The 24,783-nt window shown below is 69.6% G+C and carries 22 protein-coding genes and 1 pseudogene; 11 read left to right on the top strand and 12 right to left on the bottom strand.

What is annotated here, in order from left to right; translation table 11 throughout:
- Positions 1-113 precede the first annotated feature (113 nt).
- Positions 114-551: a methylmalonyl-CoA epimerase gene (gene mce, locus A3CU_RS0142485; protein WP_027947363.1), complete on the bottom strand. Its 438-nt coding sequence runs from the start codon at positions 549-551 to the stop codon at positions 114-116.
- A gap of 116 nt (positions 552-667) precedes the next feature.
- On the opposite strand from mce, the gene A3CU_RS0142480 reads away from it, so the two are divergent.
- Entirely contained in the window at positions 668-1,852 is a 1,185-nt protein-coding gene (locus tag A3CU_RS0142480; protein WP_027947362.1) for an acetyl-CoA C-acetyltransferase, read from the top strand.
- A 123-nt stretch (positions 1,853-1,975) separates the two neighbouring features.
- On the opposite strand, the pseudogene A3CU_RS55935 reads toward A3CU_RS0142480, so the two are convergent.
- Positions 1,976-2,281: pseudogene (locus tag A3CU_RS55935) on the bottom strand (MmyB family transcriptional regulator); the annotation flags it as partial.
- Between A3CU_RS55935 and A3CU_RS0142475 the strand changes: the two are divergent.
- Positions 2,258-2,677, top strand: a complete 420-nt coding sequence (locus A3CU_RS0142475) for an MFS transporter (RefSeq protein WP_027947361.1) — start codon at positions 2,258-2,260, stop codon at positions 2,675-2,677. The pseudogene A3CU_RS55935 and the gene A3CU_RS0142475 overlap by 24 nt on opposite strands.
- A gap of 331 nt (positions 2,678-3,008) precedes the next feature.
- Positions 3,009-3,977, top strand: a complete 969-nt coding sequence (meaB, locus tag A3CU_RS0142470; RefSeq protein ID WP_043844371.1) for a methylmalonyl Co-A mutase-associated GTPase MeaB — start codon at positions 3,009-3,011, stop codon at positions 3,975-3,977.
- Here the strand turns inward: meaB and A3CU_RS0142465 are convergent, their stop codons facing one another.
- Complete coding sequence (locus A3CU_RS0142465; protein WP_027947359.1) at positions 3,978-4,664, bottom strand: MBL fold metallo-hydrolase; 687 nt, start codon at positions 4,662-4,664, stop codon at positions 3,978-3,980.
- Positions 4,665-4,709: 45 nt separating this feature from the next.
- Positions 4,710-6,092: a MocR-like pyridoxine biosynthesis transcription factor PdxR gene (pdxR, locus tag A3CU_RS0142460; protein ID WP_027947358.1), complete on the bottom strand. Its 1,383-nt coding sequence runs from the start codon at positions 6,090-6,092 to the stop codon at positions 4,710-4,712.
- Between the two features lie 46 nt (positions 6,093-6,138).
- Between pdxR and A3CU_RS0142455 the strand changes: the two genes are divergently transcribed.
- Genes A3CU_RS0142455 through A3CU_RS0142445 form a run of 3 tightly spaced genes read left to right on the top strand, consistent with a single transcriptional unit; the run spans position 6,139 to position 7,846 of the window.
- The gene (locus tag A3CU_RS0142455; RefSeq protein ID WP_027947357.1) at positions 6,139-6,600 is read left to right on the top strand and encodes a carboxymuconolactone decarboxylase family protein; all 462 of its coding nucleotides are present in this window, start codon (positions 6,139-6,141) and stop codon (positions 6,598-6,600) included.
- Positions 6,597-7,070: a carboxymuconolactone decarboxylase family protein gene (locus tag A3CU_RS0142450; protein ID WP_027947356.1), complete on the top strand. Its 474-nt coding sequence runs from the start codon at positions 6,597-6,599 to the stop codon at positions 7,068-7,070. The genes A3CU_RS0142455 and A3CU_RS0142450 overlap by 4 nt, the downstream gene beginning before the upstream one ends.
- A complete protein-coding gene (locus A3CU_RS0142445; RefSeq protein WP_027947355.1) occupies positions 7,067-7,846 on the top strand; it encodes an isocitrate lyase/PEP mutase family protein in 780 nt (259 codons plus the stop codon). The genes A3CU_RS0142450 and A3CU_RS0142445 overlap by 4 nt, the downstream gene beginning before the upstream one ends.
- Before the next feature lie 224 nt (positions 7,847-8,070).
- Here the strand turns inward: A3CU_RS0142445 and A3CU_RS0142440 are convergent, their stop codons facing one another.
- The 5 genes from A3CU_RS0142440 to A3CU_RS0142420 all read right to left on the bottom strand — a co-directional run bounded on the left by A3CU_RS0142440 (position 8,071) and on the right by A3CU_RS0142420 (position 13,234).
- On the bottom strand, positions 8,071-9,054 hold the full coding sequence (locus A3CU_RS0142440) for an ABC transporter substrate-binding protein (RefSeq protein WP_027947354.1): 984 nt from the start codon (positions 9,052-9,054) through the stop codon (positions 8,071-8,073).
- Between the two features lie 186 nt (positions 9,055-9,240).
- Positions 9,241-10,281: an ABC transporter permease gene (locus A3CU_RS0142435; protein ID WP_027947353.1), complete on the bottom strand. Its 1,041-nt coding sequence runs from the start codon at positions 10,279-10,281 to the stop codon at positions 9,241-9,243.
- A 73-nt stretch (positions 10,282-10,354) separates the two neighbouring features.
- Positions 10,355-11,122 (bottom strand): ATP-binding cassette domain-containing protein, encoded by a 768-nt coding sequence (locus A3CU_RS0142430; protein ID WP_027947352.1) that lies wholly within the window; start codon positions 11,120-11,122, stop codon positions 10,355-10,357.
- A gap of 118 nt (positions 11,123-11,240) precedes the next feature.
- Complete coding sequence (locus A3CU_RS0142425) at positions 11,241-12,263, bottom strand: class I mannose-6-phosphate isomerase (RefSeq protein ID WP_027947351.1); 1,023 nt, start codon at positions 12,261-12,263, stop codon at positions 11,241-11,243.
- On the bottom strand, positions 12,260-13,234 hold the full coding sequence (locus A3CU_RS0142420) for a LacI family DNA-binding transcriptional regulator (RefSeq protein WP_027947350.1): 975 nt from the start codon (positions 13,232-13,234) through the stop codon (positions 12,260-12,262). Before A3CU_RS0142420 ends, A3CU_RS0142425 begins: the two co-directional genes overlap by 4 nt.
- A gap of 278 nt (positions 13,235-13,512) precedes the next feature.
- Between A3CU_RS0142420 and A3CU_RS0142415 the strand changes: the two genes are divergently transcribed.
- Entirely contained in the window at positions 13,513-16,656 is a 3,144-nt protein-coding gene (locus A3CU_RS0142415) for a GH92 family glycosyl hydrolase (RefSeq protein WP_084144243.1), read from the top strand.
- A gap of 194 nt (positions 16,657-16,850) precedes the next feature.
- Entirely contained in the window at positions 16,851-17,213 is a 363-nt protein-coding gene (locus A3CU_RS0142410) for a DUF3817 domain-containing protein (RefSeq protein WP_027947348.1), read from the top strand.
- Positions 17,214-17,452: 239 nt separating this feature from the next.
- Here the strand turns inward: A3CU_RS0142410 and A3CU_RS0142405 are convergent, their stop codons facing one another.
- Positions 17,453-17,953: a MarR family winged helix-turn-helix transcriptional regulator gene (locus A3CU_RS0142405; protein WP_027947347.1), complete on the bottom strand. Its 501-nt coding sequence runs from the start codon at positions 17,951-17,953 to the stop codon at positions 17,453-17,455.
- A gap of 115 nt (positions 17,954-18,068) precedes the next feature.
- Here A3CU_RS0142405 and A3CU_RS0142400 point away from each other — a divergent pair, with 115 nt between their 5' ends.
- Positions 18,069-18,371, top strand: coding sequence for a thiamine-binding protein (locus A3CU_RS0142400; RefSeq protein ID WP_027947346.1), 303 nt, complete (start codon positions 18,069-18,071; stop codon positions 18,369-18,371).
- Positions 18,372-18,444: 73 nt separating this feature from the next.
- Positions 18,445-19,401: a tetratricopeptide repeat protein gene (locus tag A3CU_RS0142390; RefSeq protein WP_027947345.1), complete on the top strand. Its 957-nt coding sequence runs from the start codon at positions 18,445-18,447 to the stop codon at positions 19,399-19,401.
- 233 nt (positions 19,402-19,634) lie between these two features.
- On the opposite strand, the gene A3CU_RS0142385 is transcribed toward A3CU_RS0142390, so the two are convergent.
- Positions 19,635-21,074: a neutral zinc metallopeptidase gene (locus A3CU_RS0142385; protein WP_043844459.1), complete on the bottom strand. Its 1,440-nt coding sequence runs from the start codon at positions 21,072-21,074 to the stop codon at positions 19,635-19,637.
- A 173-nt stretch (positions 21,075-21,247) separates the two neighbouring features.
- Here A3CU_RS0142385 and glgP point away from each other — a divergent pair, with 173 nt between their 5' ends.
- Complete coding sequence (glgP, locus tag A3CU_RS0142380) at positions 21,248-23,806, top strand: alpha-glucan family phosphorylase (RefSeq protein ID WP_027947343.1); 2,559 nt, start codon at positions 21,248-21,250, stop codon at positions 23,804-23,806.
- 284 nt (positions 23,807-24,090) lie between these two features.
- Here the strand turns inward: glgP and A3CU_RS49480 are convergent, their stop codons facing one another.
- Positions 24,091-24,582, bottom strand: coding sequence for a hypothetical protein (locus A3CU_RS49480; protein WP_052373168.1), 492 nt, complete (start codon positions 24,580-24,582; stop codon positions 24,091-24,093).
- Positions 24,583-24,783: the final 201 nt, after the last annotated feature.

Below are 24,783 nucleotides of genomic sequence, written 5' to 3'. Positions count from 1 at the left end.
CTCCTTCGCCAGCCAGTGTCCGAAATGTTCTCGCTCTGGACTCAGGGCTGCTTGAGCGGCCGGCCGATCAACAAGTCACGGTCCGTGACTCATCGGAAGGGCTGAGCTCGGCGTCAGCTGGCCGGCTCGACCAGTTCGACCAGGACGCCGCCGGCGTCCTTAGGGTGAACGAAGTTGACCCGGCTGTTCGCGGTGCCCCGCTTGGGCTGGTCGTAGAGCAGGCGAAGGCCCTTTTCCCGCAACACCGCGGAGGCCGTCTCGATGTCGGTCACGCGGTAGGCCAGCTGCTGCAGCCCCGCGCCCCTGGTCTCCAGGAACTTCGCGATGGTGGAGTCCGGACGCAGCGGCGCGAGCAGTTGGATGGCCGGCCCCGACTCGTCACCGGGCGCGTGCAGCATGGCTTCGTGTACGCCTTGTTCGTCGTTGACCTCGGTATGGCTGACCTCGAGGCCGAAGGTCCGTTCGTAGAAGTCGATCGCCTCGTCGAGATCGGCGACGGCGACCCCGACATGGTCGATCGTGGTGATGAACGGCTTCAGCGCCTCGTGCATGAACCGAGAATAAGCATCGAACCGTAACCGCGGTAATGACCGGTCTCACACCTGAACCGGCGAGTAATGCCGGGTATGGTCGACATGCAGCGCTGTCGTCTGGTTGGAGGGTCGCCATGTCCGGTTCCGTCATCCTGGGTGCCGCTCGGACCCCGATCGGACGTCTGCTCGGTTCGCTGAAGGACTTCTCCGGCGCGCAACTGGGCGGCATCGCCATCAAGGCCGCGCTGGAACGAGCGGGTGTTTCCCCCGAAGCCGTGCAGTACACGATCATGGGCCAGGTGCTCACCGCCGGTGCCGGCCAGATCCCCGCCCGGCAGGCGGCGGTGGCCGCGGGCGTCCCGATGACCGTTCCCGCGCTCACCGTCAACAAGGTGTGCCTGTCCGGGCTGGACGCGATCGCGCTCGCCGACCAGCTGATCCGCGCTGGCGAGTTCGACCTGGTGGTCGCGGGCGGGCAGGAGTCCATGACGCAGGCTCCGCACCTGCTGCCGAAGTCGCGCGCCGGGTTCAAATACGGTGATGCGGCGCTCGTCGACCACATGGCCTACGACGGGTTGTTCTGCGCCTTCGACCAGGTGGCGATGGGGGCGTCGACCGAGAAGCACAACTCGCGCCACGGCGTGACGCGCGAGCAGCAGGACGAGTTCTCCGCCCGGTCCCACCAGCGGGCCGCGGCCGCCATCGCGGCGGGCGTGTTCGCCGAAGAGATCGTTGGAGTGCCCGTCCCGCAGCGCAAGGGTGACCCGGTCATGTTCGACACCGACGAGGGCGTCCGCGCGGACACCACGGTCGAGGGCCTGGCCAAGCTGCGGCCGGCGTTCGCCGCGGACGGCACCATCACCGCGGGGTCGGCGTCGCAGATCTCCGACGGGGCGGCGGCGGTCGTCGTGGCGAGCCGCGCCAAGGCCGAAGAGCTGGGCATCACCCCGCTGGCGGAGATCGGCGCCCACGGCGTGGTCGCCGGTCCGGATGCGAGCCTGCACGAGCAGCCGTCGAACGCGATCAAGGCGGCGCTGGCGAAGGCGAAGCTCGACGTGAGCGCGCTGGACCTGGTGGAGATCAACGAAGCCTTCGCCGCGGTCGGGCTGGTGTCCACCGAGAAGCTCGGGCTCGCCCCGGACAAGGTCAACGTCAACGGCGGCGCGATCGCGCTCGGCCACCCGATCGGCGCGTCCGGCGCGCGGCTCGCGGTGCACCTGATCCACGAGCTGCGCCGACGGGGTGGCGGTCTCGGTGCCGCCGCCTTGTGCGGTGGCGGCGGTCAGGGCGACGCCCTCCTGCTTAGGGTCCCCGCTTAGTTCGGGGCCCCATGGCAGAGCGTCCGCGGCCTGCTCTTCAGTCGGACGCCGGGACTTGGGTCCGGTCTCGCGCCGGTGCGGCGCTGAGGTCCGCGAGGAGCCGTAGCGCCGCCGCGGAGGAGGAGCCCGGGCGGCGGCGAACAGCGCCATGCGCTGACCCTCGTCTTGAGCCAGCTCCATGACCTCGTTGTTCAGCGTCATGGCGCCCACCAGTGGATGGTGGAAGGCGCGGCTGGGTGGGATGCATTTCTGGACGGGATGGGCCGCCCACAATGACGCGAACTCCTTGCTGTTCAAGGTAAGTTCACCGACGAGCTCGGTCAGCTCGGGGTCGTCCGGGTAGCGAGCGGCGGTCATGCGTAGGTCGGCGACCGTGTCGCGGGCCTTGCCACGCCAGTGAGGGTCATGGCCGCCGGCCTGACCATGCAGGGACTCGGCACCGGCGCGATGGTTCTGCTGCCCGAGGACGGCGGTCTGCTACTCCTGCTGCTGGCATCCGGTGTCATAGGCTTCGGGCACGTGTTGACCGTGGTCTCGTTCATCACCACGATGACGTCCGGGCTGCGGGACGACGAACAAGGCGTCGCGGGCGGTCTGTCACAGCTGCCGCAGTTCCTCGGCGCCATCGGAACCGCGGGCCTGGCGGCCATCGTCACCGCACGCACCAACGCGCTTTCGACGACGACAAGTCCGGCGCTCGCCACCCTCGGTGGACTGCACGCGGCGACGCTCACTGCCGGAATCGTCTGCCTCGCCGGTGCCGTGCTCGCCGTGGTCTTCCTCCGTCGCCAGACGGCCGAGACCATCAGGGACACGGCGGCCTGAACCCGGAACACGCGTGCCCGAATCGGGGACACGCACGCCTGAACCCGGAACACGCATGCCTGAACCGGCAATTCGCGTGCCTGAGCCGGGGACACGCGGGCTTGAATCGGGGACACGCACGCCTGAACCCGGAACACGCATGCCTGAACCGGCAATTCGCGTGCCTGAGCCGGGGACACGCGGGCTTGAACCGGGAACTCGTGTGTCTGAGCCGGGGACACGACGGCCTGAAGCGGGAACTCGCGTGCCTGGGGCGGGGACACACCCGGCTGGGGCGGGGGCACGGGTGCTGGAGGCGGGGGAAGGAGCGGTGGGCTGGCAAGATGGCGGCATGGTGCGGGCGCCGGTGCAGGTCGCGGAGCTGGTCGAGCGCGCGCGGGCCGGGCAGGCACGCGCGGTCGCGAAGCTGATCTCGCTCGTCGAGGACGCACACCCGCAACTGCGCGAGATCGCGGCGGCGCTGACCCCCCACACCGGCCGCGCCCGGATCATCGGCCTGACCGGGGCACCCGGGGTCGGCAAGTCGACTTCGACGTCGATGCTGCTGACCGCGTTGCGCAAGGCCGGCAGCCGCGTCGGCGTGCTCGCCATCGACCCGACGTCCCCGTTCTCCGGCGGGGCGCTGCTCGGCGACCGCATCCGCATGACCGAGCACACCGGCGACCCCGGCGTGTTCATCCGTTCCATGGCCACCCGGGGGCACCTCGGCGGGCTCGCCTGGGCCACCCCACAGGCGGTGCGCGTGCTCGACGCCGCCGGCTTCGACGTCGTCCTCATTGAAACCGTCGGGGTTGGACAGTCCGAAGTAGACATTGTGGGGCTCGCCGACACCACCGTGGTGCTGCTCGCGCCGGGCATGGGCGACGGCGTCCAGGCCGCCAAGGCCGGGGTGCTGGAGATCGCCGACGTGTTCGTGGTGAACAAGGCCGACCGCGACGGTGCGGACACCTTGGTCCGGGACCTCAAGCAGCTGATTTCCTTTGTCCGCCGGGAAAACCAGGGCGAACGGTGGCGCCAGCCGGTCCTGCGCACGGTGGCTACGCAGGGCGAGGGCGCCGAGGATCTGGTCAACGCCCTCACCGCACACCACGACTGGCTGATCGCGCACGGTGAGCTGGCTCGCCGCCGCGTCGCCCGGGCCGCAAGCGAGGTGGAGGCGATCGCGGTGCGCCGCGTCCGGTCAGAACTCGCCGACCTGCCCGGCGATGGCCTGAGCGCGCTCGCCGACCAGGTCGTCAACCGCGTGCTCGACCCCTACGCCGCCGCCGACGTGCTGCTGGAATCCTTGCGCGGCAGGTGATCAGAGCGTCGCGGCGGCTTCCCGCAGGCGTTCGCCCGCGCCGGAAACGATCGGATCGCCGTGGCCGAAGCAGGCCAGGTCGACCTCCAACTCCGCGAGCGAGCGCATCGATTCGATGGTTTTGCCCTTGTCGAGGTTGAACGTGCCGAGCATGACCCGGTTCACGTTCGCGATCGTGTCGCCGGTGAACAGCGCACGGTGCTTGGGCAGGTGTACGGCGATGCTGCCGTCGGTGTGCCCGGGCACGGAGAGAACCCTTGCCCCGTCACCGAAATCGAGCACTTCGCCGCCGGTCAGCGCTCGATCGACCGGCGTGGGCCATGGCGGTGCGATGTCGGGGGACTCGGCCGTGACCTGTTCGAAGAGGGGCCGTTCCCAGTCCTCCAGCACCGGCCGCGGCGGTGCTTTTCCCTGCAGAAAAGGAACATCGCCCGCGTGCGCGAGTACCTCGGCGCCGCTCAACTCGCGCAACTCGGCCGCGGAACCGGCGTGATCGATATGGAAATGCGTGAGCACGATGCTGGTGACCTTGTCCAGTGAGAAGCCGAGACCGCGAATCGCTTCGGCGATCGCGGCGGCGCTGCCGGGTGGGCCCGCGTCGATCAGGGTGAGCCGGTCCGCGTCGTGCCACAGGTACAGCTGAAAGCCCTCGACCCGCAGCCGGTGCAGGTTCGGCGAAAGTTCCATGAAGTCAAGGTAAGGACATCAGCGCGCACTGGCGAGTGGATCAACTCAGGGCGAAATCTCCCGCAGGGCGGTGACCAGGGCGTCGAGGGCCGGGCCGAACGCGTGCTCGGCCGGGGTGGCGTAGCCGACGACGAGGCCCGGCCGCCGGTGCTCGCCCAGCCAGTGCCGCCCGAGGCCGTCCACCGCCACGGAGTGCCGCAGGATCGTGGCGATCGCCTCGGCCTCGCCGACCCCGGTGAAGCCCAGCACGACGTGGAGACCCGCCGAAATACCCCCCGGGGTGAACCCGGCGGGCAACGCCGCCAGCAACCGGTCACGGCGCTTCCGGTAGGCGGCCCGGCGCTGGCGCACATGGCGCTCGTATACGCCCGAGGTGAGCAGGTCGGCGAGGATGAGGTGATCGAGCATCGGCGTGCGCCAGCCACTTTCGGACAAGGCGGCCCGCACCGGCTCGACCAGTGCGCGCGGCAGCACCAGCCAGCCGATGCCGAGCGCCGGGGAAAGCGTCTTGCTCACGGTCCCGGCGTAGATGATCCGTTCCGGGGCGAGAGCCTGCAGGGCACCGACCGGCTCGCGATCGAACCGGAACTCGCCGTCGTAGTCGTCTTCGATCACCAGCCCGCCGGTCTCGCTCGCCCAGCGCGCGAGCGCAGTGCGCCGCTGTGGCGCGAGGGTGACGCCCAACGGGTACTGGTGCGCCGGGGTGACCACCACCACCGGGCTGTCCAATTCGGACACGCGAATACCGTGCTCGTCCACCGGCACCCCGGTGACGCGGGCTCCACCGTGGGTGGCCGCGGCCCGGAACTCGGGCAGGGAAGGGTCTTCGAAGGCGATCTCGCCGCGGTCGGCGAGCACTCGGCCGAGCGTGGTGAGCGCATGCTTGAACCCGCCGCACACCACGATCCGCTCGGGGTCGGCCACCACTCCCCGGCTACGCGCGAGGTAGTGCGCCAGCGCACGGCGCAACACGATCGGGCCGTACGCGTCGCTGTAGTCGAAGACGCTGGCGGGTGCCTCGTGGAGCACTCGCCGCGACGCGGAAAGCCAGGCGGTGCGCGGAAAGGACGAAAGATCAGGCCGGCCGGGGTAAAAATCCCAGCGCACGTCCGGCACCCATGGTGCGGCGCGCGGGCGGACGTCGTCCTTCGGTGGGGCGAGGGCGGGCCCACCCCGCGTGGTCACCTTCGTCGGCGCGCCCTGGCTGGTGTACAGGTAGCCCTCGGCGGTCAGGTCGGCGTAGATCCGGGTGACCGTTCCCCGTGCCATGCCGAGGTCCTTGGCCAGCACGCGGGTGGACGGGACGGTGCTGCCGGGTGGCAGCCGGCCATCGCGGATCGCGCGGCGCAGGGCGTCGGCGAGCGCGCGCCGGCCGTCGCCGGGTCGCCAGTCGAGATGAAGATCGAAACTGGACCACGATTCCGCCATAAAACTGGACCATACACGTGCGCCAGTTGACACTAGAGTGGATCTCGTGAGTAAGCGAATCCGACTCGGCACGGTAATGCCGGAGCAGCACAAACGTCTCGTCGAGTTGCACCACTCGGTCCAGAAGGCAGCCGCTGACGCGGGTTTGGATCCGCTGCTGATCGAACTTGTCAAGAACCGTGTCTCGCAGATCAACGGGTGCGCGTTCTGCCTGGACATGCATGTGCGCGAAGCGCGGCAGCTCGGCGAGACCGATCGCCGGATCTATCTGCTGCCCGTGTGGCGCGAATCGCCCGACTACAGCGAGCAGGAGCGCGCCGCGCTCGCGCTGGCCGAGGCCATCACCGGTATCGCGACGACCCAGGACGTGCCCGACGACGTGTACGACGAGGCCATCCGCGTGTTCACCGAGCAGCAGTACGGCGTCATCGTCTGGGCGGCCACCGTGATGAACGCGTTCAACCGCCTCAACGTGACGAGCCGTACCCCCGTTCCGACCTTGAAATGAGCACCATGAGCAAGCGAATTCAGCTGACTGCCGCGCTACCGGCTGCCGCCCGCAACATTGTCGCCCTGCACCAGACCGTCGAGAAGGCCGCCGCCGACGCTGGGCTCGACCAGCGGCTGATCGAGCTCGTCAAGATCCGTGCCTCCCAGCTCAACGGCTGCGCGTACTGCGTGGACCAACACTCGCGTGACGCGCGGAAACTGGGGGAGAGCGAGCGGCGGCTCTACTTGCTCAGCGCGTGGCGAGAGACCGATCTCTTCAGCGAGCAGGAGCGCGCGGCGCTGGAGCTGACCGAGGCGATGACGAGGCTCTCGCACACGCAGGATGTGCCGGACGAGGTCTACCAGCAGGCGACGAAGGTGTTCACGGAGGAGCAGTACGTGGCTGTGGCGTGGGCGGCCACGGTCATCAACGCCTTCAACCGGCTTGGTGTGACCAGCCACAAGCCGCTCCCGGCGGACCCGAAGTGACGGCCGCCCAACTGCGTGCCCTGCATGTGCCGGGTGACCCGCTCGTCCTGCCGAACGCCTGGGACGCCGACACCGCGCGGGCGGTGGAGACGGCCGGATTCCCCGTCGTGGCAACGAGTTCGGTGGCCGTGGCCGCCGCGCTCGGTTACCCGGACGGGGAGCGCGCCCCGGTCGCGGAGATGTTCGCGGCCGCGGCGCGCATCGCCCGTGCCGTCTCGGTGCCGGTGACCGTCGACGCGGAGTCCGGTTACGGGCTGCCCGCCGCGGAACTGGTGACCCGGCTGCTCGAAACCGGCGCCGTCGGCTGCAACCTGGAGGACACCGACCATTCGGCCGACGGGAGGGGGCCTGGGGGCTTGCCCCCAGGCGGGGCCCGGGGGTCGCACCCCCAGACAACGCTGCGCCCACTCGCCGAGCAGGCCGAACGGCTCGCCGCGGTACGCGCGGCTGCCGGGGCGGACCTGGTGGTCAACGCCCGGGTCGACGTCTTCCTCGGCGCCGAGGATGCCCGCGCCGTGCTGCCGGAGGCGATCGAGCGCGCCAAGGCGTACCTGGCCGCGGGCGCGGACTGCGTGTACCCGATCCTCCTGCGTGACGCGGGTGTGCTCGCCGAGTTCGTCAAGGCGGTCAGCCCGGCCGCGGTCAACGCGAACCCGCTGCCGGGCGGCTCGATCCGGGAACTGGCCGGGCTGGGCGCCGCCCGGGTGTCCCTCGGCGCGGGCGCCTGGCGGGCCACCCGCGCCTTCTTCGAGGGCTACCTGGCCGAGATCTCCTGAACTGCCGCGTGTCCCACGTTCCCGTCGCGCGTGTCCCACCTTCCGGTCGCGCGTGTCCCACCTTCCGGTCGCGCGTGTCCCACCTTCCGGTCGCGCGTGTCCCACCTTCCGGTCGTGCGTGTCCCACGTTCCCGTCGTGTGTGTCCCGCGTTCCGGTCGACCGGAGCGTGGGACTCGCGTTGCGGGAGTGTGGGACTCGCGCGACGGGAGTGGGGGACTCGCGCCTAGCAGGACTGCTTGTAGAAGTACTGCGAGCTGGCGTCCAGGTCCGACTTGGTGATGGAGTGCAGGCCGGCCGTGATCTTCGGGGTGACCGGCTTGCCCTCCAAAGCGGCGACGGCCTGGTCGACGCCCTGCTTGCCGATCTCGGCCGGGTCCTGCGCGATCAACGCCTGGTATTCGCCGTTGCGCAGGCCGGTCACCTCGGCCGGACTCGCGTCGAAGCCGATCAGGTTCACCTGGCCGATCTTGCCCGCGTTGCGCAGGCCCGTCGCGGCGCCCTCGCCGGTGTTGAGGTTGGTGGCGAAGATCCCGATCAGGTCCGGGGTGGCCGCCAGCGCCGCGGTCACCTTCGCCGCCGCTTGCTCCGGCTCGTTCTGGGTGAACTGGACTTCGAGGGCCTTCAGGTTCGGGTACTTCTTCAGCTGTTCGGTGAAGCCGGCCGCGCGGGCGGCGGTGGTCGAGGTGCCGGCGATGGTGTCCAGCACCAGTACCGAACCCGGCCGGTCACCGACCAACTGCGCCAGCGTGTCGGCCCCGAGCTGGCCACCCTGGGTGTTGTCTGAGGAGATCGACGAGACGGCCAGGCTGGAGTCCTTGAGCGAGGTGTCCACCTGGACGATCTTGGTGCCCCGGTTGGCGACCTGCTGGATCGGCGCGAGCATCGCGGTGTCGTCGGTCGGCGCGATGAGCAGCGCGGCCGGTGGGTTCGAGCCGAGTGCGTTGACCTTTTCCGTCTGCAGCGCGGCGTCGAACTTCTGCGGCGCCGAGGTGTCCAATGTGTACCCCAGCTTCTGCGCTTCCGCTTGCGCGCCGCACTGCATCGAGATGTAGAACGGCTCGGCCTGCACCCCCGGGATCAGCACCAGGTTCTTGTTGGCCGGCGGGGCGGAGCCGTTGCGTCCCGACTGGCCGACCTGTCCGGAACCACAGGCGGCGAGCAACACCGCGGCCGCGGCCACGGCGCCGGCGGCGAGGTACTTCCTCATTCGAACTCTCCTCTACTCAGTTGTTCAAAGAACGTGGGCGGGTAGCCAGGCCGTGACCCCCGTTGTCGGCTGCACGTCAACCACGGCGGCGCCCCACCCCCCGCTCACGTGCAGCCTCGTGGTCCGTCGCCACAGGCGCCGAACTCGCGTTGACGAGCCACTTCTTCATGAGAGCCGTCTTGCCACTCAACGGGAATTGCGGGCCCGGCGCCGGCGCTGATCGAACCAGACCGCGGCGATCAGCACCGCACCGACCGCGATCATCTGCCAGAAGTCCGGAACCTGAATTATGTTGAACCCCTTCTTGAGCACGGCCGGGATGAATACGCCGATCACCGTGCCGAGCACCGTGCCGATCCCGCCGAAGAGGCTCGTGCCGCCCATCACCGTCGCCGCGATCGCGTTGAGGTTGTCGGTGGTGTGCGCGGTGATGGTGGTCGACGCGTAGTAGGCCAGCGACATGAAACCCGCGATCCCGGCGAGGAAACCGGTCAGCAGGTACACCTTCAGCAGATGGGCGGTCACCCCGATGCCGGCCCGCCGCGCCGCCTCCGCGCTCGACCCGACCGCGTAGGTGTAGCGGCCGAACCGGGTGGTGTGCAACAGCCAGGCGCCGATCAGCGTGATCACCACGGCCACGATCACCAGGTTCGGCACGCCACCGAACGACGTGCCGTAGCCCAGCGTCTTGTTCAGCGCGGTCGGCACACTACGCACGTCCGACCCGCCGTTGAGCAGGTACGCCGCGCCGAGCGCCGCGCCCATCGTGCCGAGCGTGACGATCAGCGGCGGGATCTTCGCCACGGCGATGAGAAAACCGTTGATCAGCCCCCAGATCGTGCCCGACACGACGGCGGCGGCCAGCCCGATCGCGATCACGCCCCAGCCCGCCGCGCCCGCGTCGCCGCCGGAAAGCCACTCCATCGTCTTGCCGCACATCATGCCGGCGAAGATCAGCACCGAGCCGACCGACAGGTCGATCCCGGCGGTGATGATCACGAAGGTCATCCCCACCGACAGCACCAGCAGCACCGACGTCTCGATGAGCAGCGTCTGCAGGGTGAACAGGGTCGCGAACGTCCCGGGTGCGAGCACGGTGAACACCGCGATCAGCGCGACGAGCACCAGCGCGATCCAGAACGTGTTCGCGCCGACCAGTCGCTGCCCGAGCGTACGCCTCCCGAAGCCACCATCCACAGTGGACTCGGTCTTGACCGGCACACTCATGCCGCCTCCTGTGTCCTGCGGGGCACCCGCACCCGGCCGGCTTGCCTGAGCGGAAGAAGCGGAAAACCGTCGCTCATGCCGCCTCCTCCTGGGTCAGCGCGCCCGTCATCGCGGCGACGAGATCCTCGAGGCGGGTGTCCGCGGCGACGAACCGGGCGACCCTGGTGCCCAGGCGCAGCACCTCGATCCGGTCCGCCACCGACAGCACCTCGGGCATGTTGTGGCTGATCAGCACCACCGCGATGCCCTCGTCGCGGACCCGCCGGATCACGTCGAGAACCCGCTCGCGCTGCACCACGCCGAGCGCCGCGGTGGGCTCGTCCATGAACACCACCTTGCTCGCCCACACCACCGACCGCGCCACGGCCACGCTCTGCCGCTGTCCCCCGGACAGCGACCCGATCGGCACATCCGTGCTCTGCAAGGTGACCCCGAGCCGTCTGAACTCCTCGACCGCGCGCCGGCGCATCTCCGCCTTGTCGAGCATGCCGAGCTTGCCCAGGATGCCGCGCCGGTGGACTTCCCGGCCCAGGAACAGGTTCGCGGCCGGATCGAGTTCGGGCGCCACCGCCAGGTCCTGGTAGACGGTCTCGATGCCAAGCCGCCGCGCCGTGGTCGGCGAGTCGAGATGGACTTCCTTGCCCGCCAACAGGATCCGCCCCGCCGAGGGCCGCTCGGCGCCGGACAGGCACTTGACCAAAGTGGACTTTCCGGCGCCGTTGTCGCCGATCAGCGCGGTGACCTCGCCGGCCCTGGCCTGGAACGACGCGCCGCGCAGCGCCTCGACCGAACCGTAGTGTTTGACGATCTGCTGAGCATCCAACAGCACGGTATCGCTCATGGCTGTTCCTCCGCGGGCTTACGCGCGACCGCGATCGTGTCGAGGGCGCGCTCCATCCAGAGTCGAGTTACGTTCCCGACCAGGGCACCCTGATCGCCGCGGCTTGAGAGAGGGCCACTCATCGCTGAGCCTCAGGTGGCCGGCACCGGATCACCGTGGTCTCACCGGACACCTCGGCTTCACCCGCGGCGTACGGCACGACGTAGGTGTCGCCCTTGGCAAGCTCGGCTTCGCCGCCGTGCTCGGTGCGCAGCGTGCCCTGGCCGTCGAGCACGACGAGCACGGCGAAGGAGGCGTCCAGTGTGAGTGCGGGCGAAGGGCGGAGCCGGTCGGCGCGGAAGAAGGGCGCGGAACCCGGCACCAGCAGGTCTACCCGGGGCTCGGCCAATTCGGCGGTGTGCTTGATGATGGTCCGCGGATCGCAGGCGGAGGTGTCGAGCGCCTCGATCGCCGTTTCGAAGCCGATGCCAAGATGGCCCTTTTCCGGCGCGGGCAGGAAGTCCCGCCATTCCAGGGTGAGCGAGAAGTCCGTCGGCTGCTGCAGTTCGACGACGAAGACGCCTTCCCCGATCGCGTGGGGCAGGCCCGCCGGAATGTAGACGGTGTCGCCCGGACGGACCCCGACGCTGTTCAACGCACCGAGCATGGCGTCGCTGTCCTGGTCGTGGACCCATTCCCGGACCGTCGCGGCGCCGACCGGCTCCTGGAACCCGGGATAGACCCGCGGATCGTCGCCGGAGGTCCCGACCACGATCCACGCCTCGGTCTTGCCGAAGTGCGAGTCGAAATGCTTGCCGGCGAAGGAGTCCGACGGATGGAAGTGCACCGGCAGGCGCTGGCCGGCGTCGAGCAGCTTGACCAGCAGTGCGGTCGAGTCGGCGAAGGCGGCCACGTGCCGGGGCCCGAGCCAGGCCCGCGGGTCGGCGGTGACCGCATCGCGCAGCCACCGGCCGTCGGGCAGCTGGGTGAGGCCGTTCTCCGGCTGGCCGTGCAGGGTGGTGGTGGAGGCGACCCAGTCCTCCGGGCCGAACCCGTCCGCGGTGGACGCGCCGCGCAGCGCCGCGATGGCACTGCCGCCACGATAAAATTGCCGCGGCTGGTTGGCCGGCAGCTTGATGGGCCACTTCGCTGATTCCGTCACGGCGCTACCTCTCCGGAGCCACGAGGTGTCAGGTGCACGGGCAAGACCACCTTTCTCGGCGCAGAATCGTCACCGTGGATCCGGCCGAACAGGAGTTCGGCCGCGGCTTCGCCCAACCGGCCGACGTCGTGGGCGATCACCGTGACGTTCAGCAGGTCGGCGAGTTCGAAGTCGTCGAAGCCGACGACGGCCGGCCGGGGCGTGACGTGCGCCAGCGCGCGCAGCAGGTGCACCGCGACCCGGTTGTTGCCGGCGATGACGGCGGTGGCGCGCTTGGGCCCGCGCAGCAGACGGTTCACCACGTCCGTCACGCTTTCCAGCGTAGGCGTGCGCAGCACGGCCAGCCGCTCGTCGTAGCGCAGGCCCGCCTGCAGACAGCCCTCGCGGAATCCGCGCAGCCGCTCGGTGGCGGTGAAGACGTCCGGCCGGTCGCCGAGGAACGCGATCCGGCGGTGGCCGTGCCGGGCCAGGTGCCGCACCGCTTGGACGGTGCCGCCGAAGTTGTCGACCAGGACCGTGTCCGCCACGATATCGCCGGGCGGGCGGTCCACGAACACCATCGGCGTGCCCGCACGCATCTCCGGCAGGAGGTACCCGTGCCGATCACCGGCCGGCACCACGAGCATCCCGTCCACGCGCCGGGAGCTGAACTCGTACACCAGTTCGCGTTCGCGTTCGGTGTCTTCGCCGCAGGAACCGGTGAGGACGTGCCGGTCGTGCGCGGTGGCGATCCGCTCGACTGCCCGGTTCAGCTCGGAGTAGAACGGGTTCCCGACGTCCTCGACGATCAGGCCGATCGTGCCGGTGGAGCCCCGGCGGAGGTTGCGCGCGCCGAGGTTACGGCGGAAGCCGAGCTGTTCGATGGCGGCCAGCACCCGTTCCGCGGTCTTCGGATGGACCGCCGGCTCGTCGTTGACCACGCGCGACACGGTCTTGATGCTCACGCCGGCGAGACGGGCGACGTCGCTCATCGTGGCCCGGCGTCCCGGCGTCCGGTGGACGCCTCCCGACAACGTTGTCATCGTGGCGGATTGCACACCACGCCGGGCCGCTTGTCAACGTCTCGAGGAGCCAGGACACGGAGGTGGTCATCCGGTCGGAGTATCTGCCGGACGAAAGTGCGGCCTGCCCCGTCGTGTTCGTTGACGGGTTTGTCGGCTGCCGACCAAAGTGGCGCTGACCGGACTTTTGAATGACCCTCTTTCTTGAACAAGGCGTGCGCCCGGTGACGGCAGCGACGGGAGGCGAGATGAAGCTGTCGTGGACAGCCCTGGCGCTCGCCGCGGGGCTCGTGGTTACCTCGGTTGTCATGCCGGGTATTCAAGCGAGCGCGGCGCCCGACGCGGACTTGGCGAAATGGGTCAACCCGTTCGTCGGAACCCGGCCGGGCGGCGAAGACTTCAAGACCGGCGGCGGCGCCGGCAACACGTTCCCGGGCGCGGTCGTGCCGTTCGGCATGGTCCAGTGGAGCCCGGACACGGTCAAGGCGCAGCACGGCGGCTACTTCTACGACGACGACCAGCTCAAGGGATTCAGCCTCACGCACCTGTCCGGGGCGGGGTGCGACACCTACCAGGACCTGCCGTTCATCCCCTTCGCAGGCGAGGTGACCTCGTCGCCCGCGATCGACCCGGCCCGCTACCACCTGCCCTTCTCGCACGCCAACGAGCAGGCCACGGCGGGCCGCTACCAGGTCACCCTGGACAGCGGCGTCAAGGTCGAACTCAGCGCGACGCAGCGAACCGGCGCCGGCCGCTTCACCTACCCGGCCGGGACGACGTCGACCCTGCTGATCAACGCGGGCGGCTCCGTGATGGGCACCGACGACGCGCAGGTCGACATCGGCACCGACACCATCAGCGGCTGGGCGTCCAGCGGCCGGTTCTGCGGAACCGATTCCCACTATCGCGTCTACTTCTACGCGCAGTTCGACACGCCGTTCGCCGCGGCGGGCACCTGGAGCGACGGCGCCCTGGCCGCCAAGACCGTGAGCGGGTCGAAAACCGGTGCCTGGGTCACCTTTCCCAACGTCACCGGGACGACCGTGAATGTCCGGGTAGGACTGTCCTTTGTTTCCGTCGACGGCGCGAAGGCGAACCTGCGGGCCGAGGGCGCGGACCGCTCGTTCAACGAGATCGCTGCCGCGGCAAGGAGATCGTGGAACGACCGGCTGAACCGGATCCGCGTCGAGGGCGGCACGGACGCCCGGCTGACCACGTTCTACACCGCGCTGTACCACGCCTTCATCCAGCCGAACGTTTTTTCCGACGCTGACGGCACGTACGTCGGTTTCGACGGGCGCGTGCACACCGCCGAGGCCGGGCACGCGATGTACACCAACTTCTCCGGCTGGGACATCTACCGGTCGGAGATCCAGTTGCTCGCCCTGCTGGCACCGCGGGAGGCCTCGGACATCGCGCGGTCCATGATCGCCTACGCCGAGCAGGGCGGGGCCTGGGACCGCTGGACGGTGGCCAACGACTACACCGGCGTGATGAACGGCGATCCGTACCACATCATCGTGTCCACGGCGTATGCCTTCGGCGCCAAGGACTTCGACGCCGAAAAGGCGCTGCTGCTGATGCTCAAAGGTGCCACCGAGACGGAAAGCCAGGGATACGTCGAACGGCCCGGCCTCGCCGACTACCTCCGGCTCGGGTACGTACCGGGCGCGGGCGCGGACACGCTGGAGTACACCAGCGCCGACTTCTCGATCGCGCAACTGGCCGGGCGGCTCGGCGACCGGGCGAACTACCAGGAGTTCATGCGGCGCGCACAGTTCTGGCAGAACCTGTACAACCCGGTGAGCGGCTACCTCCAGCCGCGCAACCCGGACGGTTCGTTCGCCGATGCCTACGATCCGGCGAGCCCGTCGGGCTGGGTCGAGGGCAATGGCGCGCAGTACAGCTGGATGGTGCCCTACAACATGGCGGGCCTGATCACGGCGTTCGGCGGCGAGCGGGCCGTGACCTCCCGGCTGGACACCTTCTTCACGCACCTCAACGCGGGGACGCGGGAGCCCTACGCGTTCCTGGGCAACGAGCCGACCTTCGAGACGCCGTGGTTGTACGACTTCGCGGGCGCGCCGGCGAAGACCCAGGCGGTCGTGCGGCGGGCGCAGAACGAGCTGTTCAACCCCAATCCGGAAGGTCTGGCCGGCAACGACGACCTCGGCGCGATGTCGTCGTGGTACGTGTGGTCCGCCCTCGGTATGTACCCGGAGATCCCGGGACGCGCCGAACTGGTGCTCGGCTCGCCGCTGTTCGACAGGGCCGTGGTCACCACCGGGGCGGGCAGGACGATCACGATCACCGGCACCGGCGACGGCCCGTACGTGACCGGCTTGAAGGTCAACGGGGTCGCCACCACCCGGACCTGGCTGCCGGAGGACTTCGTCAGCAGCGGCGGCACGCTCGACTACACGCTGTCCGGCACTCCAGACACCAGGTGGGGCACCGGCCCCGGCGACGCGCCGCCGTCGTTCCGCGATGGCGAGACACCGGGCGTGCCCTTCGCCGACCCGGCCCGGGTGATCGTCCCGGCGGGCTCCGGCGGCGTCGTGGACCTCAGCGTGCAGGACCTCTCCGGGGTGGCTCAAAGGTGGCGCTGGAGCGCTTCCCCGCCGGCCGGGATCAGGGTGACCCCGTCCTCGGGCGACCTCGCCGTGCCCGCCGGAAGGACGGCGGGCGCCCGGCTGACGGTGAGCGTGGCACCCGGGACGGCGGAGGGCCGCTACCGGGTGCCGGTCACGTTCGGCTCGCCCGGCGGGGCGGACACCGGGGCCACCATCGGCGTTCTCGTCGCACAACCGGGCAGCCTGCTGGCCGCGTTCGACAACACCGGCATCTCGGCGGACGCCAAGCCGGCCGCGGCCGACTTCGACGGCCACGGTCACAGCTACTCCGCGGACGCGCTCGCCGCGGCCGGCCTGCGGTCCGGCGGCACGGTGACCGTCGACGGCCTTTCCTATTCCTGGCCCGGCCACCCGGCCGGCGAGCCGGACAACGTACTGGCGCGTGGACAGACCGTGAAGGTTCCCAGTCGGGGGCATGGAGGTGAGGGGCGGCTGGCCTTCCTGGGCGCGGCGGCCAACGGCAACGCTTCGGGCCCGGTGACCATCACCTACACCGACGGCACGACCAGCACCGCGGAGATCGGCTTTTCCGACTGGACGCTCGGAGCCGGCGCCGCGCAACCCGCTTTCGGTAACCGCACGGCGATCACGACGCTTTATCGCAACAGTGTCGGCGGCAGTCCACATCAGACCAAGACCTACGTCTTCGCCACCGCACCGATCACTTTGGACGCCGGCAAGCAGGTCGCGAGCATCACCCTTCCCACCGCGGTGACCGGTGGAGAGCTGCACGTGTTCGGCATCGCGATCGGGCCTTAGCCCGGTGTGCGCTCCGGTTCCGCCGCCTGCGCCGCCGGGCAATCCCTTCAGAACTGTAGGGATCGTGACAATGATCACGGCCCCCGATGTTCCGGTGAGGACCGTCACGCCTCACACTGGTGTTACCGAGTCCGACAGCGTGGTCGAGCGCTGCCGGACTCTTTTCTGTATGTAACTTCCCCGGGAGGAAAGTCGTGTCCCTCAAGGCCGCTGGATTTTTTCGCGTGGCCGCAGTCGCCGAGGCGTTCTCCTGGGCGGCTTTGCTGATCGGGATGTTCCTCAAGTACGTCGTGCACACCGCACACGAGGGCGGTGTTCCAGTGCTCGGCATGGTGCACGGCGTGATCTTCGTCATCTACCTGCTGACCACCCTGGCCGTGTTCAAGCCGCTGGGCTGGAAGCGCAAGACGCTGCTGCTGGCTTTGCTGGCCGCCGTTCCGCCGCTGTTCACCTGGTGGTTCGAGAAGTGGGCGCTGCGCACCGGAAAGCTCGACGGCCCGGAGCGCCTCCTCAACGGTGGCACGGGCTTGTTCGCCCCCCGCCCCGTCTCCGCCTGACCGACACCCCTTCCCAAACCGGGCACACGCGCGCCCGAACCGGGAACTCACCGTCCTGGACCGGGGACACGCGCGCCCGAACCGGGAACTCACCCTTTTGGGCCGGGGACACGCCGTTCCGGGCCCGGCGCTCATGGTGTGTCCCCGGCTGGGGAAGCTGAATTCCCGGTTCGGGAGGGCGAGTTCCGGGTTCGGGAGGGTGAGTTCTGGGTTGGGGAGGGTGAGTTCCGGGTTCGGCGCTAGTCGACGAAGTCGCCGGTCGCCTTGCGCACCTTGGTGAGGAGATCGGTGAGCTGCTCGATCTGCTTGGCGGTGAGCCCGACCAGGCCGAAGTCGATCGCCGTGACCGCCTTGGTGGCGACCGCATGCCGGGCCCGGCCCTCGTCGGTGATCTCGACGAGCGTGGTCCGCCGGTCGGTCGGATGCGGCAGCCGGCGCACGAGCCCGTCCTTCTCCAGCCGGTCCACGATGTTGGTGACACTCGTGGGATGCAGCTGGAGGCGTTCGCCCATCACCCGCATCGGCAGGCTCGACCGCCGTGCGAAGGACAACAGCACCAGCGCCTCGTAGCGGGCGAAGGTCAGCCCGTGCGGTTTCAGCGCGCCGTCCACGGCGGACTGGATGACCTGCTGGACGCGCATGAGACCGGTCACCGCGGCCATGGTGCCGGAGGGGCCGACCCGCTCCTCCCACAGTTCGGCCGCGCGTGCGATCGGGTCGAACGGTAACGGGCGGTTCATGGTCCTGGAAGCTACCAGCGGGTACCGGTGAGCTGGCAGGGTGTGCCTGGGAGCCGCCGGAGAGCCGGTGGGTTCCCGCGGGCGGTGATCGTTTACCCGAGGAGGTTCTACAGAAATGATCGTGGCGTTCAGCGTGAGCCCGGCGGGCGATCCGGAGGGCGGCGTCAGCGAGGCGGTGGCGCGGGCGGTGCGAGTGGTGCGGGACTCCGGGCTGCCCAACTCGACCAACGCGATGTTCACCAACATCGAGGGTTCCTGGGACGAGGTGATGGACGTCGTCAAGCGTGCGGTCGAGGCCGCGGGCGAAGGTGCGCCGCGGGTCAGCCTGGTGCTCAAGGCGGATATTCGCCCCGGCTACGACTCCGGTCAGCTCGACGAGAAGGTCCAGCGAGTGGAGAAGCGGCTGGCGCAGGACTGACGCAGCCGGACCCATCGGAAAAGTGGCACGGGTACGGCGGCAGCGCCCTGGGTGGTCGTGCCAGGATGGAAGGGTGACAAACCCACGCGGATCAGCAGCGAAGTCAGCCGCCATGTCCGCCGCGCTGTCCGGCGCGGTCGACCTGTCCGCGCTGAAGGCACGCGCGGACGCGGCGCGGCAGCAACCGTCCCAGCCCGCTTCGACCGGTGAAGCCGGTGGTCAGGGCGACGTCAGTCAGGGCGGCGTCATCGACGTCACCGAGGCGACCTTCCAGGCGGAGGTCATCGATCGTTCCCTGCGGCAACTCGTGGTCGTCGACCTGTGGGCGGACTGGTGCGGGCCGTGCAAGCAGCTCAGCCCGGTGCTGGAACGGCTGGCCGGCCAGTCGAACGGCGCCTGGGTACTGGCCAAGATCGACGTGGACGCCAACCCGCGCATCGCGCAGCTGTTCGGCGTCCAGGGGATCCCGACGGTCGTCGCGATCGCCGGCGGCCAGCCGGTCGACGCCTTCTCCGGCGCGCTGCCCGAACCGGAGATCAAGAAGTGGCTCGGTTCGCTGCTCGATGTGTTGAAGGACAAGCTGCCCGGCATGCCGGAGCAGGAGCCGGTCGAGGAGCCCGAGGACCCGCGCTTCACCGAGGCTGAGGCGGCCTTCGAGCGCGGCGACTTCGCCGAGGCCGAGGCGGCCTACCAGCGAATTCTCGATGTGGAACCGGCCAACGAGCAGGCCAAGGCGGCGCTGGCGCAGGTGCGGTTCAGTGCCCGGGCCGCCACCGCCGAGCCGGACGCGGTGGCGCGGGCCGACGCCGATCCTGCCGACCTGGACGCTCAGTTCGCGGCCGCGGACTTTGAACTGGCGGAGAACAAGGTCGAGGACGCCTTCGCCCGGTTGCTGGCGGCCGTGCGCCGCACCGCCGGTGAGGACCGTAACCGGGCACGCGTCCACCTGGTGGGCCTGTTCGAGCTGTTCGACCCGGCCGACGAGCGCGTCGCCAAGGCGCGCCGCGACCTGGCCAGCGCCCTGTTCTAGGTTTCGTCCCCGGCGAGCATGCTCGGCGCCGACTGAGTAGGGCGGCGGCGGATCCACGCGAACCACCGCCGCGCGTCCGTCGTCGCAGCGGCTAGGACAGCTTTCACAGCCCCGCCACCCCAAGGGCGGATGAGTGACCCGTTACTGTCGAAACTTGGCATGAACGGGTCACTCATGGGCAGCGGACAGGCGCGAGGCGACCACTTCGTGATCTCCACGGGCGGGCGCTGGCGTCAGTTGTACTGCCGGCTGCAGATCGGGGAGCCCTGCAGGTAGCCGGTGCGCATCGCCTCTACCCGGTTGAACCCGGAGGCTGTCCGGTTGCCGTTGACGTCGGCGGCGACCAGCCCGTCGGGGCGGAGCAGGTCCGAGATCGCCTCGTCCAGGTCACCGGCGGAGAGCCTCAGCTTCTGGCCGGGCAGCGCGGCGACCGCCGCCCAGGCACCGACCAGGCAGGCCGTGCGCAGCCCCGCGCCGGGGGTGTCGATCGAAGCGCCGACTCCCTTCTGGACGCCGAGCGCGTACCGGGACGCGATTTCGGCGAACGACGCGAAGTCGCCGTGGCCGCCCGTGTTGTCCCCTGAGAACTCGGCGTCCTGGTCGACCGGTTTGCCGAGTTCGGCCAGCGCGTCCAGGTCGATGGTCACGGTGTTGGAGCTCGGGCAGTAGGAGGCGGGCGGCGTGGACGGGCCGCCGCCGGGGCAGGCCCCGCCGTCGGCGATGATCTGCGGCTCGGCCACGTTCGCACCCTTGAACGCGTCGTTGAGGCTGCTCTGGAGTGCGCTGATGGCCGTTTCGTCGATCGCTATGTCACCCTGCTGCTTCTTGTCGGTGCCCGGGCGGAAGGGCTGCTCCACCAGCCTGGGCTTGATGGAGTCCAGGTCCAGCGCGGCGCACTGCTTCGGCCCCGTCTCGAAGCCCAGTTGGAAGGCGAAGATCCGGTCGAAGGCGGTACCGTGCGCCTGGGTGTCGGTGGCGGAGGTGCCGGCGCTGTCCCGCACCAGGAACAGCGATGACAGCGCGGCGTTGAGCCCGTCCGAGGTGGAGACGTTGAAATAGGTGCTCTTGCCCTCGACGACCCAGCGGAAGTAGCCGCCGGCGAAACAGTCCGCCTGCTGCTCTTTGACGATCGTGGGGGTGCTCTTGTCGATCCCGGCCTTGTCTTTCAGCCGGTACTGCACCGCGTGCCCGAATTCGTGTGCCAGCACCATGACCACCGACAGTTGCCCGAACTGCTGGAGCATGTTCGGCAGCAGCACGCCGCGGTCCCAGCTCACCGAGTCGTCGCGGCTGCAGTAGAAGGCGTTGATGTCGCCCTCGGTGTCCCCGCACCCGTTGGTCTGGTTCGGGCCGTTCGAGTCGTACGAAAGCAGTTTCGTCACCGGCTCGAAGTCCATGCCGAAGTCGGTGGGCATGCGCCCGCTCCAGTAGCTCTCGACGTCGGCGATGGTCGCGGTCGCCACCTGGTCGGACTCGTCGCCACTGACGTTGTGCACATTCAGGTCGGGCGTCGGCGCGTTCGGCTTGAGGCCGCTCTTGAAGTGGGTGACCGGCAGTCCGGCGACGCTGTCCGCCGCGGTTGCGGAGGGACCGCCACCGTTACATGCCGACAGAACCAGCGCCAGCGCGGCCACGACCGCCGCGACCACCGGCCGGCTTCCCCCTTGCCTCATCTGCACCCCAAGCCTGATCACGTCACCGGTTTGGGGAAACCTTACCGATTCGCCTGTGGACACGGGCCTGAATTCCCAACTGTCGCGCGAAGTGTGTCCTGGCGGACAGCTGGACCGACCGCGATGGCGAGCAGGAGATCACCGCGCGTGGCGGCGGACTATCGTCGATCCGCATGAGAGCAATCCGCCGGTTCACGGTGCGCGCGAGTCTGCCGGAGCCGCTTGCCGGGCTTCGCGCGCTGGCCACCAACCTTCGCTGGACGTGGCATCCGCCGACGCGAGACCTGTTCGCCTCGATGGACGACGAGCTGTTCCGGCGTGTCCGCGACCCGTTGCGGATGCTGCTCGCGGTGGACCCCGGCCGGCTGGCGCAGTTGGCGGCCGACGAGGAGTTCCTCGCCAGGGCCCGCGCGGCGACCGAGGACCTCGACCGGTACCTGACCGAGGAACGCTGGTACCAGCGGCGGGCCTCGGCCGCCGAGGCACCTGCCGCGATCGGCTACTTCTCGCTGGAGTTCGGCGTGCACGAGGCGTTGCCGAACTACTCGGGCGGGCTCGGCGTACTCGCCGGCGACCACCTGAAGGCCGCGTCGGATCTCGGGGTGCCGGTGATCGGCGTTGGGCCGCTGTACCGGTCGGGCTATTTCCGCCAGTCGCTGTCGCTGGACGGCTGGCAGGTCGAGCACTACCCGGTGATCGACCCGAGCGCGCTCCCGCTGGAGTTGCTCACCGGCCCCGACGGCGAGCCGGTGCTGGTGAGCGTGGCCATGCCCGGCGGTCGCGAACTGCTGGCGCAGATCTGGCAGGCCCAGGTCGGGCGGGTGCCGTTGCTCTTGCTGGACACCGACCTCGACGCCAACGACGACGACCTGCGGCGGGTCACCGACCGGCTTTACGGCGGCGATGCCGATCACCGCATCCGCCAGGAGATCCTCGCCGGAATCGGGGGGATGCGGGCGGTGCGGCGCTACTGCGAGCTGACCGGCCACCCGCAGCCGGAGGTGTTCCACACCAACGAAGGGCACGCGGGCTTCCTTGGCCTGGAACGCGCGCGGGAGATCATCGGCGAGAACGGTCTCGGCTTCGACGAGGTGCTCTCCGCGGTGCGGGCGGGCACCGTGTTCACCACGCACACGCCGGTTTCGGCCGGGATAGACCGGTTTCCGGTTGATCTGGTCCGGCACTACTTCTTCGACCAGCGGCTGTTGCCCGGGCTCGAGGTGAACCGGATTCTCGCCCTCGGCGCCGAGGACAACCCGGGCATGTTCAACATGGCGCACATGGGCCTGCGGCTGGCGCAACGCGCCAACGGCGTGTCCGCGCTGCACGGGCGCGTCACGCGGCGCATGTTTTCCCGCCTGTGGCCCGGTTTCGACGAGGCCGAGGTGCCGATCACGTCGGTGACCAACGGGGTGCACGGGCCGACCTGGGTGGCGCGTGAACTGACCGCCCTGCTGGCCCGAAACCACGTCAAGGGCGCGGCGTGGACCGCGAACGACGACAGCAGCATGGTGCCGAGCCGCCAGGGGGTCACCGACGAGCAGTTGTGGGCGCTGCGGCGCGACCTGCGGCAGAAGCTCGTCGCCGAGGTGCGCCGCCGCGTGCGGGACGCGTGGTTGCAGCGCGGCGCCTCGGCCCTCGAGCTGAGCTGGGTGGACGGGGTTTTCGATCCGGACGTGCTGACCGTCGGGTTCGCCCGCCGGGTTCCGACGTACAAGCGGCTGACGCTGATGCTGCGCGACCCGGCCCGGTTGCGGGAGTTGCTGCTGGACGAGCGGCGGCCCATCCAGATCGTGGTGGCCGGCAAGTCGCATCCCGCGGACGAAGGCGGCAAGGCGCTGATCCAGCAGATCGTCCGGTTCGTGGACGATCCGGCGGTGCGGCGGCGGATCGTGTTCCTGCCCGACTACGACATGTCGATGGCCCGCTACCTGTACCGCGGCTGCGACGTGTGGCTGAACAACCCGACCCGCCCGCTGGAGGCCTGCGGCACGTCGGGCATGAAGTCCGCGCTCAACGGCGGGCTCAATCTGTCCATTCGGGACGGTTGGTGGGACGAGTGCTACGACGGCAGCAACGGCTGGGCGATTCCGACCGCGGACGGCGTCACAGACCCGCTGCGCCGTGACGAACTGGAGGCGGCCGCGCTGTACGACCTGCTGGCGCAGCAGGTCGTACCGCTGTTCTACGACCGTGACGCCGGCGGAGTGCCCCGCGGCTGGATGTCGCGGGTGTGGCACACGCTGGACACGCTCGGCCCGCGCGTGCAGGCGTCGCGGATGGTGCGCGAGTACGTCGAGACCTGCTACCAGCCGGCGGCACGCATGGTGGCCGCGGCCTCCCGGGACGGGTATGCGGGGGCGAAGTCCCTGGCCGAGTACCGCAAGCGGATCGACATGGTGTGGACCAGGGTGCGGGTCCTGGACTCCGAACTGACCGTCGAGCCCCCGCACGCGCTCGTGGTGGGCAACGAGGTCCGGGTGCGGGCGCGGATCGACCTGGCCGGGCTGCGACCATCCGATGTGGAGATTCAGGCGGTGGTCGGCCGGGTCGGGGACACCGACGACCTGGACGACCCGATGTCGGTGACGATGTCCTGCACGGGCGACGGCGAGTTCGGCGCGTCACTGCGGCTGCCGCACGCGGGTTCCCTCGGCTACACCGTCCGGGTCCTGCCGCGTCACCCGCTGCTGGCCACGCCGGCCGAGTTGGCCCGTGTCGTGCACCCCTGACGCCTCGTCGCGAGTCCCCCATTCCCGTAGCGCGAGTCCCCCGTTCCCGTAGCGCGAGTCCCCCGTTCCCGTAGCGCGAGTCCCCCGTTCCCGTAGCGCGAGTCCCACGCTCCCGTACCGAGTGTGGGACCCGCGCTCCTGTAGCGCGAGTTCCACACTGCGGCCGGGCTGGGGCAAGAGCCGCCGCCCGGCGGCCTCTCGGCGGAAACCAGACGACCACGGGTTCGCAAGCGCGCGGCGAGGCCCGTGGGTGGCTCAACGGTCAAACGTGGTGAATACCACGGTCACGCCATGAATCGCATGGCGGCGCGGCACAGGGCCCTCCTTCGGCGCCTGGTGTTGAAGGTGCTTCGAGCCTCCTCGTGGTCGGAGGTGAGCCCATCGAGGACGTAGCCGAGACCCACCCCGAGCAGCCAGAAGTCCTTGGCCAGCGGGACGCCCTGTTCGGTGGGGCGTAGGCTGCCCGACTGGCGCATGCCCGGAGTGCGCAGGTAAAGCCCGACCAACCCGCAGGCGAACACCGTCAGGCAGGCCCCCGCGACGACAGTGGGTACGACCGGAACCAACAACGTCGTCCCGAGGGCGATCTCGCTCGCGGACAGCGACTTGGCGAACGTCTTTGCATCGATCTTGCCAAGAAATGGGTATGTGCCGCTGGCAAAACCGTGCAGCTGGCGCGCGGCGTCGGCGTCGCGCTTGTCCAACCCCGAATTGAGGATGAAGGCGCCGACCGCGATTCGGCCGGGTAGGTCACGCACCTTGGTCTTCCACCGCATAGCGAACTCCCGAGTAGATCATCTCGTGTTCTGCTACTCCTCCCAGCCTAGCGGCGGAACGCTCGGAGCACCGGGCGAGCGCTCCGGGCACTACGGGAGTATCGCAGCGACCGAACTCGGGGCCCCTCGACCGGCAGGCTGGACTGGCGCGAGTCCGACACTGCGGTAGACGCCGAACGTGGGACTCGCGCGTCGGGAAGG

The sequence above is a fragment of the Amycolatopsis taiwanensis DSM 45107 genome (assembly GCF_000519205.1).
GTDB lineage: Bacteria > Actinomycetota > Actinomycetes > Mycobacteriales > Pseudonocardiaceae > Amycolatopsis_E > Amycolatopsis_E taiwanensis.
This window is presented reverse-complemented; position numbering and strand designations above follow the sequence as displayed.